We start from the raw sequence: 15,398 nt of genomic DNA, 5'->3' as shown, positions 1-15,398 counted from the left end.
TTATTTCGTTAAACGCATTTCCAAATATTTATTGGTAAAGCCTAATTTTTCATATAAACCTTTTGCTGGATTATCTGGCTCAACGTGTAAAGCAATATTTCCTTCAGCAGTATCAATCGCTTTTTGCATTAGTTTTTTACCAAAACCTTTTCCACGTTGACTATTATCCACAGCAATGTAAACTAAGATGTTTTCTGGAATAAAGTCTTTCATTCCTGTATTGTTTAAGATTACAACACCTACAATTTTTTCATTGTCTAAACCAACGATTATATTTCCTCCTTTTGCAGGATTCATGGCATAATCGATGCATTTTAAAATGTCTTCCGTTTTGTCACCATATTGTTCTAAATGAGTGAATAGAAAATTGGCAATAATTTGATGTGTATAAACACTATGTTCTCCAGTTTCTGGATTAATGATTTTAAATTCCATTGTTATTTTTTTTGTAATGATAATTTGATAGTAAAATGAACGTGATTAAAGATACGCTAATTCCGAATATATTTGCATCTAAATGTTCAGGTAAATTTATATTAAAGGGTAATTTATTATTTGAAAGAATAAGTCCAATCGTTGTTGAACCACCTAATAACATACTCCAAAAAGCCGCAATAGGATTACTTTTTTTCCAAAATAAAGCTCCAAGAACTGGCACAAATAAACCAGAAACCATGAAAGCGTAGGAGTAGAGCATTAATTCTAATACATTTTGCATTTGAGAAGCTAAAAGAATCGCAAAAACTCCAACTAAAAGCGTCACGATTTGTGATAGTTGTAATAATTTTTTCTGTGTTAATTCTTTTTTATAGAACTTAGAAATAATATCTGTAACAATATTTCCAGAAGCAGCCATTAAACAACTATCAGCCGTAGAAAGAATTGCTGAAAAATAAGAGGATAACATTAATCCCATTAAACCAATTGGTAAAATGGTACTTAATAAAATAGGTAATCCCATTTCGCTATCCATTGTTGAAGCATCTGTTATGCCATCAAACATTCCTTGTGTTGCAGCTACTTTAGCTAACATTCCAAGAATTACACCCATAAAAGCCATTATTGGCCATTCGAATAGACCTGCAATAAACCAAGCTTTTTTGGCTTCTTTTTCATCTTTACAGGCATAAATTCTTTGGTATAATGTCATACCAATAAACCAAATCGGAATTATAGTAACGGACCAATTTAAAAGTTGGTGCCAAGAAACATTAGTTAAGGATAAATATTCAGGAGCTAACGTTGCTTTGATGACATCATAACCACCAACTGCGTTATAAGCAATCGGAATTCCGATGAAAACTAAACCAACAATTAAAATTATCCATTGAATGGTATCCGTATAAATTACAGCTTTTAAACCTCCAACAGCAGTATAAACTACTGCAATTGCTCCCATAACTACTAATGCCCATTGTAAATCTAATCCATCAATTGTGGCAGAAGCTAATTTGGCTCCAGCTAAAACTTGCGAACTAGTAAATCCAATATAACCAATGGCAGAGATAATTCCGGCTAACAAAGCTACTTTTCCGTTATAAAAATGATTGAATATTTGAGGAAAGGTGAAGAACTTATGTTGATGACCTAATTTGCTCACCTTCGGAATTAAGAAAACGGCACTTAACCAAGCACCAATAAGTCCTGTAAACAACATCCATGATCCAGAAATTCCCATGGTGAATCCTAATCCACCTAAACCAATTGAAAATCCACCACCAACATCAGTTGCTACAACTGATAAGCCAATGTGCCAGCTGCTCATGTTTCTTCCACTAACGTAAAAATCTTCGGAGGATGTGTTTTTTCTGTAAAAATAAAAGCCTACACCTAGCATTGCTATCATGTAGACCACAAAGATTAAATAATCTATTGTGTGCATTCTTTATTATTTTAGATTAATTGTCTACGATGGAATTTTTCCAAAAGACAAGATGCAAAACCTTGCAAAAGATGAAAATAAGATTGATTTAAGATTAAAATCAATAGAAGGTACTTATAGAACCGTCTTATTTTCAAAATAATTATGCAAAGGTAAGAAAATTATAGGGAATTCATATTTTGGATAAAAAAACTGAATTAAATATTTGGAAAATTCAAATTATTTTTTGCATATTTGTATCAGTATAAGCCATTTAAATAAAAGTATAAGCCATGTTAGTAAAAGTATTTGGAAGCGCCGTCTTTGGTGTTGAAGCCACAACCATTACCGTAGAGGTAAACATTGATAAAGGAATTGGATATCATTTAGTAGGATTACCAGATTCCGCCATAAAAGAAAGCAGTTACCGAATTGCTGCTGCACTCAAAAACAATAACTACGAACTTCCTGGAAAAAAGATTACGATAAATATGGCCCCAGCCGATTTGCGTAAAGAAGGTTCTGCTTATGACTTAACATTAGCAGTCGGAATTCTCGTTGCATCTTATCAAATAAAAGCAGAAACCTTATCGGAATATGTCATTATGGGAGAACTTTCATTAGATGGAGGATTACAACCCATAAAAGGGGCTTTGTCTATAGCCATAAAAGCTAAAGAAGAAGGATTTAAAGGATTGTTTTTACCGATTCAGAACGTTAAAGAAGCCGCAATAGTCGAAGGACTAGATGTTTACGGAATTGAAAATGTAATGCAAATCATTGATTTCTTTGAAGGAAGAGGAACTATTGAGCCTACAGTTATTGATACTAAAGAAGAATTTAGTAAAACTTTAGAATTTCCGGAACACGACTTTAGCGATGTCAAAGGACAAGAATCAATCAAACGTTGTATGGAAATTGCAGCTGCTGGTGGACATAATATTATTTTAATAGGACCACCAGGTTCAGGAAAAACTATGTTAGCCAAACGTTTACCTAGTATTTTGCCACCAATGACGATGAAAGAAGCTTTGGAAACCACAAAAATTCATTCTGTTGCCGGAAAAACAAAAGAAGGTGGATTGATGGCACAAAGACCTTTTAGAAGTCCACATCATACTGCAAGTTCTGTTTCGTTAGTTGGTGGAGGAAGTTATCCGCAACCTGGAGAAATTTCTTTAGCACACAACGGAGTTTTATTTTTAGATGAATTACCCGAATTCAAGAGAGAAGTTCTAGAAGTCATGCGACAACCTTTAGAAGATAGGGAAGTCACGATTGCTAGAGCTAAATTTACAATAACATATCCATCTTCATTTATGTTGGTGGCTAGTATGAATCCAAGTCCAGGGGGTTATTTTAATGATCCTGATGCACCAGTTACATCTTCACCTATGGAAATGCAACGTTATTTGAGTAAAATTTCTGGACCCTTATTAGATAGAATTGATATTCATATTGAAGTCACACCAGTTCCATTTGAAAAATTGACAGAAACTAGAAAAGCTGAGTCTAGTGTTGAAATTCGAAAAAGAGTTACAAAAGCTAGGGAAATTCAGTCTTTGAGATATGAGAGTTTTGAAAATTTGCATTATAATGCACAAATGAGTAGCAAGCAAGTCAGACAATATTGCGAATTGAGTGAAGCCTCTTTACAAATGTTAAAAACAGCTATGGAACGCTTGAATTTATCAGCAAGAGCTTATGATAGAATTTTAAAAGTAGCCAGAACTATTGCTGATTTGGAACAATCAGAAAATGTGAATTCTAATCATATTGGTGAAGCTATTCAATATAGAAGTTTGGATAGAGATGGTTGGTTGGGATAGCATGAAATGCATCCCTGAATTGCCTCCAGCTTCAGCTGGAGGATCTAAAAATCAATTCCAAATCAAAATCAAAAATCTATGCCATTCATAAAAATATACATCCATTTAGTATGGAGTACAAAAAGTAGAAAACCATTTTTAAATACAATAGAATCAAGAAAATTAGTTTGGAATCATATTAAAGAAAATGCTAAAGAAAAGAATATTTATATTGATTTCATAAATGTTTATGAAGATCATTGTCATTGTTTAATTTTATTAGGTAGTGATCAAAATATTAAAAAAGTGGTTCAACTATTAAAAGGAGAATCATCTTTTTGGATTAATAAAAACAGTCATTTATTTCCCAATTTGAAAGGAGAAAAATTTGGTTGGCAAGAAGAATATTATGCTTTGTCAGTTTCTAATTCTGTATTAAATAAAGTTCGAAACTATATAAAAAATCAAGAAGAACATCATCGCAAAAAATCATTTCAAGAAGAATGTGATTTGATTGTTGAGGAGTTTAAAGATTTGGCTAAAGCCTATAATTTTGATTGTAGTTCCTCCAGCTGAAGCTGGAGGGAATTCAAAAACAGAAAGGAATTCAAAAAATGGAGGTAATTCAAAAATAATAGTTATCAGATTAATTATTCTTCAACCAAAGATTTCTATATGATTTATCTTTATCATAATCTTTGGCTTGTTTTTCTATATTGAAAACTCTGTTTTGTCTTGGATCGTTTCCTACACCAGCTAAATAAGCCCAATTTCCCCAATTACTACAAACATCATAATCAATCAATTGTTGTTCGAAATAAGCAGCTCCAATTCTCCAATCGATGTTTAATTCATTGCAAAAATAACTGGCTACATTTTGTCGTCCACGATTACTCATAAAACCTGTTAATTTTAACTCAAGCATATTTGCATTTATAAAATCAGAATTTGTAGAACCATTTATCCATTGTGAAAGTAATTTTTCGTTTAAAGATTTTGAGTTTTGTTTTTCGGATTTTATGCCTTCGAACAAGAAAAATTTTGTTTGATATTTTTTGAACATAAATCTAAAAAAGTCACGCCAAAGTAATTCGAAAATTAACCAATAAGTAGAATCATTTGCTTCAAATTGCGATTCATATTTTTTTATTTCACTATAAATAAATCTTGGAGAAATACAACCATTTGCTAACCAAGCTGAAAACTTAGAAGAATAATCAGCACCAATCATTCCGTTTCGAGTTTCTTTATAATTGGATAAACATTGACTTTCATAAAAATAATGATTTAATCTTTTGAGCGCTTCTGTTTCACCTCCTTTAAACTCAATTGCAGCTCTTGAATCTATTTCTTCAGATTCTAATCCCAATTCATTCAAACTTGGAAGTTTCATTTCTGGAATTTCAGATGAATTTATCTTTTCAGGTTTATCAAATGCTTTTCTGATTGTTGCATCTTTCTCTGTTTTTTTTCGAAAGGTTGTAAATGTATCAGGAATATCTTTTATTGAAAAAGGTAAATCTTCCGCATGATATAAAGTGCTTGTACTTATGGATTCAAATTCGCAACGCAGTTTAAAAAGCTCATTGGCTACTAATGTTTTAGTTTGTTTTTCTTCAAAAGCTACTTCACGCTTTGCAAATACTTTTTGAATTTTATATGCTGAAACAATTTTTGGAATTTCTATTTCGGGTTTTCCTTTTACAATTAATAATCCAGAACCAATTTCTCTTAAATTCTTATCTAAATCCGCTAATGATTCTAATAAAAATTGAGTTCTAAAAGGACCTGTTTTTTTAAATCCAAATGAAGTAGTTTCAAAATGAGCTTCATCAAAACAATAAACACAAACTAGTTGATTGCTTTGTGCAATTGCTTTTACAAGTGTTTCATTATCTTTCAATCGTAAATCGGTTTTGAACCAAACTAATGCAGTTTTCATTATAATTCGTTTATGTTTTTTAAATAATAATCAGCTTGTTGTAATAATTCTACTTTGTCTTCGGGTTTCATTTTTCTCCATACATTGTACATCATTCCAATTCTTGGATTTTTACCTAATTTATCTTCATTTTTATCATAAAAATTCCAATATAAACTATTAAAAGGACATGATTTTTCTCCTGTTTTTAGTGCTTTCTTATAAAAACAAGTACCACAATAATGGCTCATTTTATCAATGTAACTGGCAGAACTTACATAAGGTTTTGTACCCACAATTCCTCCATCAGCAAACTGACTCATACCACGAGTATTTGTTATTTCGACCCATTGTATGGCATCAATATATATTCCTAAATACCAAGCGTCAACTTCATCAGGATGAATTCCTGCTAAAAGAGCAAAATTTCCAGTAATCATTAACCTTTGAATATGATGAGCATAGGCATAATCTAAAGATTGATTAATCGCATCTTTCATACAATTCATTTTAGTTTTTCCATTCCAAAACCAATCGGGTAATTTTTCTTGATTGTTGAAATAATTCATTTGAGCATATTCAGGCATTTTTAGCCAATAAATTCCTCGCATATATTCGCGCCAACCAATTATTTGACGTACAAAGCCTTCTAATTGATTGAATTCAATTTCGTTGGGACGATTTTGCCATTCAGAAACACAAACTTCAATAACTTCTTGTGGAGAAATCATTTTAATGTTCATTGAAAAAGAAATTCTAGAATGATATAATGACCATTCATTTGGTGTCATTGCATCTTGAAAACTTCCAAATAAATGCAAACAATTTTTGACAAAAAAATCAAGTAATTCTAAGGATTGTTCTCGATTTATAGGCCAAACAAAATTCTTTTCATCTATATTACCAATGGTTTTTATATCCGTTTTTTTGATTTCATTTACTATATCTGAAACATCATTATTGAAAATTAAAGGTGGAGTTGGTTTGTGTTCTTTCGGAATTTTCTTTCGGTTTTCGCCATCATAGTTCCATTTTCCAGTTACAGGTTTGTCTCCTTCCATTAAAACATTGTGTTTTTTACGCATGGCACGATAAAAACTTTCTAATAAAAATGTTTTTTTCCCTTCAAAGAAAGTTTCAAGTTCTGTTCTTGACGTATAAAAATGTTCAGAATCAACAACCGAATTTAAAATGGATAATGAATTGCAAAAGTTTTTCAATAACTCATCTAATCTATATTCATCAGGAAATTGGTATTCAAAATTGGTAAATTGATGTTTTTCAATTAAATACTGAATGTTTTTGTCAAATGATTGTAAGTTGTTTTCATAATTAAGATTGATATAAATTACTTGATGTTTATTTTTTATTAATTCATTGGCAAATGATTTCATAGCCGAAAAGAAGCCTACAATTTTTTGAATATGATGGGTTGCATAATCTGTTTCTGTTCGAATTTCCATTAAAAGATAAGTCACAGAATCATCTTTGGTTTTAAACCACGAATGATTACTGTTTAATTGATCTCCTAGAATTAATCTTAAAGTTTTCATGTTCATTATTTATTCATTCTGCATTTATCACTACAATATTTAACCTCTTCCCAAACTTTCTCCCATTTTTTACGCCATGTGAAAGGTTTTTGGCAAACCAAACAAATTTTAGTCGGTAAGTTTTGTTTTTTTACTCCTCGCATTTTTAGGTTTATTAGGATTGGTAACATGCTTTTGTAAAATACGTTTTCCTTCTTCTTTCACTTCATCTTTTTTACGGAAACTCCAAACAATATCACTGGCATATTTTCGAGTTTTTTCAATGTTTACTATTGGTTCTGGATAATCTTTACCTATTTCGCAATTATAAAATTGTTGTTCAATTAAACTCATTTTCCAAGGTTCATGCAATAAATGAACAGGAATATCTTTTAATTCGGGCAACCATTGTTTTATAAAAACTCCATCCGAATCATGTTCTTCTGAATTTTTTATAGGATTGTAAATTCGTATCGTATTTATGCCAGTTGTACCAGATTGCATTTGAATTTGCGGATAATGAATTCCAGGTTCATAATCTAGAAATTGACGAGCTAAAAAATGTAATTCACGCCAATCTTGCCAAAGGTTAAAAGTAAAAAATGAAACAACCATAGCTCTCATTCTGAAGTTTATATAACCTGTTTCAACCAAGCATCGCATGCATGCATCAACAATTGGAACACCTGTTTTTCCTTTTTGCCAAGCTTTTATATAGGTTTCATTTTTTGGTTTTATTAAGCTGTCATAAGCTCTGTTGGCATTTTCGAATTCCATTTCACACTCATCTTCAAACTTTTGCATAAAATGACAGTGCCAATGTAATCTTGAGACAAAATTTAATATAGCTCGTTTATTTTTGGAAGATTCGTAAAATTGATTGGTATATTGATAAACCATTCGCATACTGATGTTTCCATAAGTTAAATAGGGTGATAAACGACTGCATCCTTTTCGACTTAAAGCAGGTTTTGAAATATGTTTGCTATAATTGACATAGCGTTCTTTTACAAAACTATCTAAATATCTCCAAGCGAAATTTTCACCACCTTGTTGAAAGTTTTTATTGTGAGTAGTAATTTCAGGATTTAAGGGTTTTCCTTTTATGTATTGATATTTATCGTTGTTTAAATTTTCGAAATTTAGTTTTTTTAAGTCAATTATTTTTGGAGTGTCACGCATTACGTTTTCCCATCTTTTGTCCCAATTTTTTCGCGATTTTAATTTTCGGATGACACCATGCATTTGAAATTGTTTCCAAAGGATTTTATTGTTATCAAAATAAAACTGCATTTGAATATCTCTGTCAAAAGTGATTTTATTTCCAATTTCTTGATGTGAAAAAACGTTTTTGATGGTATATTCTTCTGTTAATTGACTAAAAATGCTTTCAACTTCATTGTGAAAAACATATATTTTTGAGTTTACACTATCTAATTTTGATTGCATATCCTGTAAAGATTCATATACAAATCTCCAATGACGAACATCTGAATCATCATAGTTCATGACAGAAGGTTCAAAAACATAAAGTAATAAAATAGGTAAATTTTGTTGAGAAGCATAAAAAAGTGGTTCGTGATCTGTAAATCGTAAATCACGTTTTAACCAAACTATATTTATGTCTTTTTTACTCAATTTTATAAAAGGGATATAAGTTCTTTATTAGGTTTTGCATAACTCAAGCGGTCAATTCTTTTAGTTAGGTGATAACTGTCTAAACCAGTACAAGTAATTGTTTTGGCTTTTTCTATGTCAATATAACCATCAACAAATAAACTGTCATTTGGAATGTAAATATCTTTGACTTGACCTATAATTAAAATGGTATTGTTTATTTCTATTTCAACTTTTTGCTTGAATTCCAAACTAAATTGAATGTGACTTTCTTTGACAAATGGTGCTTTAAAATCGTTTTTATATTCTGTATTTAAATCCGTTGCATCAAATTCTGAAATTTCTCTTGGATAACGAGCCGAAGTTTGATGTGCTTGTTTGTAAATAGCTTCATTGATGTGATTAATAGTGTAACATTTTGTCTCTAAAATGTTTTCTAAAGTATGTCTTTCAACGACTCCAGGACGAATAATGATTCCAAATAAAGCCGGATTTGAACCAATATGAACTAGGGAACTAATTATAGAAAGATTCGTTTGATTGTCCTTATTTTTTGTTCCAATTAAACACACACTTTTAAAGCCAGACAAACTATTGATTAAGTTTATTCGGAATAATTTTTCCATGGAAGAAATCTCTGAATTGGAAATGTGTTTTTGCATGACTTTATTAGTTAAATTCATTATTCGAAATAGTTATCTTTCTTCGAATCAAGATGAATCCATTTTTTATTGCTGTTTAATTTGAAAGTTCCAATGTGTTCTTTATTCCAATCATTAGGATGAATTAAGGATAGAAAATTAGAACCGTCTTTTCCTAAATATAAATGGTATATTTCACCAACTACAGGTTCGAAAGAAAATTTTGCATTGTATACAATTTCGTTCCATTCATATTCTTGCATTAGTTTTTCATATTCAACTTTAAGTTCGTTGAATTTACTTTCAAATTCTTTATTTACGTTTCTAACCCCTTTATTTTTCCAATCAACAATATTATCTATTTTGATGGCTGGAGCTCCAACATTTGTAGCGTATGAAAGTTTATTAGCATTATATCCATTTTCTTCAGAATAAACTACATTATCTGGGATTTTACTTTTCATGATTATCTTTTTGAAATTTTGTTATTAGAAATGGCACGTTGAAGTTTGCATTTAAAACGATCAATACCTTCAACTCGTTTGGCTAAATGTTTTGTTTTGCAATTTTCTACTCTTTTGCGCCACAATTTATAACTGCTAAATTTGAGTTCTTTTTTCATAAGAACTTTAACATCAGCTTCATTTATACCAAATTGAAATTTTATAGCATCAAAAGGAGTTCTGTCTTCCCAAGCCATTTCAATAATTCTATCCAGTTCTATATCTGTAAAGTTTTTATCAGAAATCATATTTTGTTTAACTATTAAATTAAAAAGTTAAACAAAATTACAAAATAATTTTATATTAGAGAATAAAAATTAAAATTAAATATGTTTTTTCCAGTATCGTTTTCCGTAGCTACAGAAAATTTCATTTTTAGATTTAATGTTTTTTGTAGCAATTACACAAACATTATTATCATCGTCTAATGTGATTTTTGAGTTGTTTTTAAATTCAGGATTTTCAAAAGCTTCAGCATCATTGGCATATTTCGCAAAACAATCAACATTCATAGAATCCATAATTGTTCCATCAATCATGTTTATGAAATACCTGTCATTTCCATTTTCAACACGGTTTTTGGCTTCAATTTCAGTTAGGATTTCTCCTTTAAAAATGGAAATGACTTCGTGTTTATAGATTTCAATTGCAGTAAATAAGCCTTTTCCAGCATTTTGTATTTGAGAATTTTCAATGTACAGATAGTCAGATTCAGGTGCTTCTATTTTTAGAGTTAGAGTATTCAGAATTTTTGATTTACTAGTTAATAAAAAAGAGCTACTAAAAAGCAGCTCTTTAATTTTTTTGATAATTTGTAAAGTTTATAAAATCTCTTTAAAAGTATCATGATTTTTAATGTCACCTGATTCATAACCTTTCATGAACCATTTCATACGTTGTTCTGAAGAACCATGTGTGAAAGATTCTTGGTTTACATGACCTTGCATTTTACTTTGAATAGCATCATCACCTACAGCATGAGCAGCACTTAACGCTTCTTCAATATCTCCCGCTTCTAATAAATTTTTGTTGTAATGTGCCCAAAGACCAGCATAAAAATCGGCTTGTAATTCTAAAGCAACAGAATATTTGTTTGCTTGTGCTTGACTTTTACCTTGTTGTGCTTGTCTAACTTTTTGAGAAGTTCCTAATACTGCTTGAACGTGGTGTCCAACTTCGTGAGCAATTACATAAGCAATAGCAAAATCTCCACCTTTAGCACCAAATCTTGTTCTTAGTTCTTCAAAGAAAACTAAATCCATGTATACTTTTTGGTCAGCAGGACAATAGAATGGGCCAGAAGCTGCTGTTGCACCACCACAAGATGTTTCTACTGAATCAGAAAACAAAACCATTCCTGGTTTTTTGTATTCTCCTAAATTGTTTTCAGCAAATATTTTTGCCCAAGTTTTATTGTTATATACAAAATTTGATTCAGCAAAATCACCTAACTCTTTTTCTGCAGCGGTTAATTCTCTAGTTTGAGTTTGTTCTGTTTGCGTTTGAGAACCTTGAGTTTGTTGAATAACATTTCCAATTGTTTGTCCCGTTTCACCACCAAATACATTCAGTAATAAAATTACAATTCCAATTAATCCACCTCCTACAACAGCTTTTCCACCACCTGACATTCCTCTTCTGTCTTCGAAAGTATCACTTTTTTGTTTTTTCCATTTCATAATATTCAGTTTTAAATTTCTTCTTGTCCGATTTCGTCGATTACTGATTTTTCTTCAAATCCAATTGCTTGATTATAAATCGCATATACCATTGAATAGTAATAAGGAAAAGTAAATATAATTCCTATACAAAGAGCAAATATTCCCAAAAGCATTCCAATAACTGCTAATAGTAAAGCTACAAAAATTAAAATTGGTTGCTTAAAAAAGAGTTGTACACTTTTAATTATAGCATTTTCAAAATTTTGATTACCATAAATAATTAGGGGTAATGTAAATACAGTTAATAATCCTATAATTGATTGTACAATGTAACTCAAGAATTCTAAATTAATTAATACTAATGCAGCATTTAAAATACTTGTTGTTAATCCAAGTATTAAAAAACTAATAAAAATATCTTTGAAAAATTTACTTTTATAAAAATCAAAGAAAACATTGATTCCAATTTCTTGATTGTTTTTTGCTAAATGATTTGCATGAATAAAGCCAGCAGTAACTGGAGCAAAAAAGCCACTTGTTAAAGTTGTTACTATTACAGTTGTTAACAAACCAGTGGTTGATGATTGACTTGTTTGCAATTGAGTCATGGTTGAAGTGAAATCTGAAAAACCATAAAATACAGCAAATAGAGTTCCATATATAATTGCAAAAAGTAAAATTAATAATATCATAGCAACACCAGATATTAAAAAAGTCTTTTTAAAAGTAGCAATACTTTCGTCAATTAAGCTACCAGTCTCTAAAGTGTATCCGTTTTGGATCTTTAAATCAATTTTGTTATTCATTTTTTATATTATTAAAATCCAATTCTAAACCCTAAATAAACGTCAGCTTGCTTTGTATCATCTATCATAGCTGTTAAAATAGACCCTGAGCCCATGAAAAAGCCACCTAATCTAAAACCAAAACCACCAGTAAATCCTGAAATTTCATTATCTGAAAGTGGTATGAATATTTCATAATTTTCTCCCGAAAAACGAGGTGTTAATGTAATACTGTTTTGTGTTGTTGAAAAGTCATTATCACTATCGTCAACTATTTTTTGTTGTGTAAATGCACTTACATACAAACGATTAGTTAATTTTAAATCGGCATATGCTGTAAATAATGTAGGTAATTTAATAGTAAAATCTTTTTGATCACTGGTTTTAGTTAAATAACCACTACTTAATAATATTTGTTCAATATCTTTCACATTATCAACATCTTCAAATTGATTTAAATCTAAAAATTGAGTATTTGAAATGTTTAAATTATAGTTACTTGATTCATTGTTGTCTGATTTAAAGGTCATTGAGCCAATGTTTTTAATAGATAAACCAGAATTAAATTTGTAATCTTTAGGATTGTCAGCTACTTTAATTCTAAAATTCACACCTAAGTCTACTGCATAACCATTAATTCCTGAACTAAAGAAATCATTAAAATTATCAGCATCAGTAAAACCATCTGCAATTGGTCCTGAATAAGCTATATTTAAGTTAGCTTGTGTATCTGTTAAGCTAAGATCTCCAGCCGTATTTACTATTGTACCATTAAATTTATCAGCTGCAAAATTTGTATATGAGCTTGGAAAAAGCAAACGTACATTTGTACCAACACTAACTTTATATTTGTCGGTATCATAAATATCACGTGCTAAGGATAAGCCAATTTCTCCCCAAGTTGCCGCATTGATTTTTTGATTGTAATTGCTATTTACTGAGGTTGCTCCAAAAATAGAGTTTATACCCGAATTGGTTAATGCATTTCCTAAATTCACATCAACATCAATTATGTTGGCTTTGGCTACAGCGCTAGTTGATATTCCGAAAGCCCATTTATTATATTTCATTGCAAAAGCTGGACCGCTTATTAAAAGATCCAAACGCATATTAGCGGCTTCATTTCCATCAAAAATTAAATCTTCAATATCTTTATCAGAGTTTACAATATCACCAAAGCTGACTTTATTGTTTGAAACATTTAAACTAGTGTTAAAAACACTTACTTCATATGTGTTAGATAAATTTGTTAGTTCAGCAGGATTAAAAGAAGCGTTTAGTATTCCCACTCTTCTTGAAATATTAATTCCAGAAAAATGTTCTTGAGCGAAACTCAAATTTAATATGAATAGCGATAAAAACAAAAAGGCTTTTTTCATTTGATTGAGATTTAGGTTATAGTCTTAAAAACAAATGTATAAAAATTTGTTAATACTTGAGGAAGATAATTATATATATAGCTTTAAAGTAACATTAATACGATGAAATACTATTAAATAGCCTTCCAAACGACATCATTTGGAACAGGAGCTTCAAAAGTTACTGTTTCTTTTGTTACCGGATGAGTCAAAACTAATTTTCTAGCATGAAGATGAATTCCACCATCAGGATTACTTCGGTCAAAACCATATTTTAAATCCCCTTTTATCGGACATCCTATTGCTGTTAATTGTGCTCTAATTTGATGATGTCTACCAGTGTGAAGATTAATTTCTAAGGTAAAATAATTATCTAATTTTTTAATTACTGAATAATCTAAACTAGCTTTTTTACTTTCTGGAACTTCTTTGGTGTGCGCTTTAGAAGTATTGTTTTTAGGATTTCGTTTTAAAAAATGAATTAAAGTGTCTTTTTCTTTTGGTGGAAAATTTTTTACAACAGCCCAATATGTTTTTTGAGTTTCTCTATTTTTAAAAGATTCATTTAAACGAGTTAAAGCTTTGGAAGTTTTTGCAAAAACGATGATTCCGGTTGTAGGTCTATCTAAACGGTGTACAACACCTAAATAAACTTCTCCAGGTTTGTTGTATTTATCTTTGATGTATTCTTTAACGACTTCAGATAAAGGTTTATCACCCGTTTTATCACCTTGAACAATATCACCTACGCGTTTATTAATCACAATAATATGATTGTCTTCGTGAAGGATTTGAAGGTTATCTTTTGTAGAAATTATTTTTCCAGCCATTTTTTTAAATTCTAAATTATTTATTCAGAATTAATATTGCTCATTTTCATTCGGAAAATCGACTGCTTTTACATCAGAAACGTATTGTCCTATTGCTGCTGTCATGTCTTCGAATAAGTTCATGTATCTTCTTAGAAATCTTGGGCTGAATTCGTGCGTCATTCCAATCATATCATGTAATACTAGTACTTGACCGTCAACACCACTTCCTGCACCAATTCCTATTACTGGAATAGAAATACTTTCAGCAACTTTTTGGGCTAATTTAGCAGGTATTTTTTCTAAAACTAAAGCGAAACATCCAACGCGTTCTAGCATTTTTGCATCTTCAATTAGTTTATCTGCTTCTTCATCTTCTTTTGCTCTAACCGTGTATGTTCCGAATTTATATATAGATTGAGGTGTAAGTCCTAAATGCCCCATAACTGGAATTCCAGCATTTAAGATTCGTTTTATACTTTCTTTAATTTCAGAACCACCTTCAAGTTTTACTGCATGACCACCACTTTCTTTCATAATTCTAATGGCAGAACGCAAAGCTTCTTTAGGATCTGATTGATAACTACCAAAAGGTAAATCAACTACTACTAACGAACGTTCAATTGCTCTAACAACTCCAGAAGCGTGATAAATCATTTGATCTAGTGTAATTGGTAAAGTTGTTTCGTGACCAGCCATTACATTACTTGCAGAATCACCTACAAGAATTACATCAACACCAGCTAAATCTACAATTTTTGCCATTGTGTAATCATACGCAGTAAGCATAGAGATTTTTTCCCCATTAGCTTTCATTTCAATTAATGATTTTGTGGTAATTCTTTTGTAATCTTTTTTTGCGACTGACATAGTAAATAGTATATAATTTAAGCAAATGTAGT

At 30.4% G+C, this 15,398-nt stretch carries 17 protein-coding genes; 2 read left to right on the top strand and 15 right to left on the bottom strand.

Translation table 11 applies throughout. The annotated features are described in order from the left end of the window. Complete coding sequence (locus AAC008_RS01865; protein ID WP_339887070.1) at positions 1-435, bottom strand: GNAT family N-acetyltransferase; 435 nt, start codon at positions 433-435, stop codon at positions 1-3. Next, the gene (locus AAC008_RS01860; protein ID WP_339887068.1) at positions 425-1,882 is read right to left on the bottom strand and encodes a sodium:solute symporter family protein; all 1,458 of its coding nucleotides are present in this window, start codon (positions 1,880-1,882) and stop codon (positions 425-427) included. The genes AAC008_RS01865 and AAC008_RS01860 overlap by 11 nt, the downstream gene beginning before the upstream one ends. Positions 1,883-2,154: 272 nt before the next feature. Between AAC008_RS01860 and AAC008_RS01855 the strand changes: the two genes are divergently transcribed. Together AAC008_RS01855 and tnpA are read left to right on the top strand one after the other, a co-directional pair. Beyond that, positions 2,155-3,690 (top strand): YifB family Mg chelatase-like AAA ATPase, encoded by a 1,536-nt coding sequence (locus tag AAC008_RS01855; RefSeq protein ID WP_339887066.1) that lies wholly within the window; start codon positions 2,155-2,157, stop codon positions 3,688-3,690. A 78-nt stretch (positions 3,691-3,768) separates the two neighbouring features. Further along, a complete protein-coding gene (tnpA, locus tag AAC008_RS01850) occupies positions 3,769-4,245 on the top strand; it encodes an IS200/IS605 family transposase (RefSeq protein ID WP_339887065.1) in 477 nt (158 codons plus the stop codon). A gap of 70 nt (positions 4,246-4,315) precedes the next feature. Here tnpA and AAC008_RS01845 read toward each other — a convergent pair whose 3' ends face one another. The 13 genes from AAC008_RS01845 to panB all read right to left on the bottom strand — a co-directional run bounded on the left by AAC008_RS01845 (position 4,316) and on the right by panB (position 15,366). Beyond that, entirely contained in the window at positions 4,316-5,611 is a 1,296-nt protein-coding gene (locus tag AAC008_RS01845) for a DASH family cryptochrome (RefSeq protein WP_339887063.1), read from the bottom strand. Further along, on the bottom strand, positions 5,611-7,143 hold the full coding sequence (locus tag AAC008_RS01840) for a cryptochrome/photolyase family protein (protein ID WP_339887062.1): 1,533 nt from the start codon (positions 7,141-7,143) through the stop codon (positions 5,611-5,613). Before AAC008_RS01840 ends, AAC008_RS01845 begins: the two co-directional genes overlap by 1 nt. 5 nt (positions 7,144-7,148) lie before the next feature. Then, positions 7,149-7,286, bottom strand: a complete 138-nt coding sequence (locus AAC008_RS01835; RefSeq protein ID WP_339887061.1) for a DUF2256 domain-containing protein — start codon at positions 7,284-7,286, stop codon at positions 7,149-7,151. Beyond that, positions 7,252-8,760, bottom strand: a complete 1,509-nt coding sequence (locus AAC008_RS01830) for a deoxyribodipyrimidine photo-lyase (protein ID WP_339887060.1) — start codon at positions 8,758-8,760, stop codon at positions 7,252-7,254. Before AAC008_RS01830 ends, AAC008_RS01835 begins: the two co-directional genes overlap by 35 nt. 2 nt (positions 8,761-8,762) lie before the next feature. Further along, positions 8,763-9,401: a flavin reductase family protein gene (locus AAC008_RS01825; protein ID WP_339887058.1), complete on the bottom strand. Its 639-nt coding sequence runs from the start codon at positions 9,399-9,401 to the stop codon at positions 8,763-8,765. A 20-nt stretch (positions 9,402-9,421) separates the two neighbouring features. Then, positions 9,422-9,844 carry a DUF2452 domain-containing protein gene (locus AAC008_RS01820; RefSeq protein ID WP_339887057.1) on the bottom strand — a complete coding sequence of 141 codons (423 nt, stop codon included), beginning with the start codon at positions 9,842-9,844 and terminating at the stop codon, positions 9,422-9,424. Positions 9,845-9,846: 2 nt separating this feature from the next. Further along, positions 9,847-10,131, bottom strand: coding sequence for a TIGR03643 family protein (locus AAC008_RS01815; RefSeq protein ID WP_339887056.1), 285 nt, complete (start codon positions 10,129-10,131; stop codon positions 9,847-9,849). A 75-nt stretch (positions 10,132-10,206) separates the two neighbouring features. Next, positions 10,207-10,563, bottom strand: a complete 357-nt coding sequence (locus AAC008_RS01810) for an SET domain-containing protein-lysine N-methyltransferase (RefSeq protein WP_339887201.1) — start codon at positions 10,561-10,563, stop codon at positions 10,207-10,209. A gap of 141 nt (positions 10,564-10,704) precedes the next feature. After that, a complete protein-coding gene (locus AAC008_RS01805; RefSeq protein ID WP_339887055.1) occupies positions 10,705-11,562 on the bottom strand; it encodes a neutral zinc metallopeptidase in 858 nt (285 codons plus the stop codon). 11 nt (positions 11,563-11,573) lie between these two features. Then, positions 11,574-12,350 (bottom strand): hypothetical protein, encoded by a 777-nt coding sequence (locus AAC008_RS01800; protein WP_339887053.1) that lies wholly within the window; start codon positions 12,348-12,350, stop codon positions 11,574-11,576. A gap of 11 nt (positions 12,351-12,361) precedes the next feature. Next, a complete protein-coding gene (locus tag AAC008_RS01795) occupies positions 12,362-13,708 on the bottom strand; it encodes a hypothetical protein (RefSeq protein WP_339887052.1) in 1,347 nt (448 codons plus the stop codon). A gap of 113 nt (positions 13,709-13,821) precedes the next feature. After that, entirely contained in the window at positions 13,822-14,517 is a 696-nt protein-coding gene (locus AAC008_RS01790) for an RluA family pseudouridine synthase (protein ID WP_339887050.1), read from the bottom strand. Between the two features lie 30 nt (positions 14,518-14,547). Then, on the bottom strand, positions 14,548-15,366 hold the full coding sequence (panB, locus tag AAC008_RS01785; RefSeq protein ID WP_339887049.1) for a 3-methyl-2-oxobutanoate hydroxymethyltransferase: 819 nt from the start codon (positions 15,364-15,366) through the stop codon (positions 14,548-14,550). Positions 15,367-15,398: the final 32 nt, after the last annotated feature.

Source organism: uncultured Flavobacterium sp., from assembly GCF_963975515.1.
In the GTDB taxonomy this organism is placed as follows: Bacteria; Bacteroidota; Bacteroidia; order Flavobacteriales; family Flavobacteriaceae; genus Flavobacterium.
The sequence above is the reverse complement of the archived record's forward strand: the minus strand, read 5'-3'. Positions and strand labels throughout refer to the sequence as shown.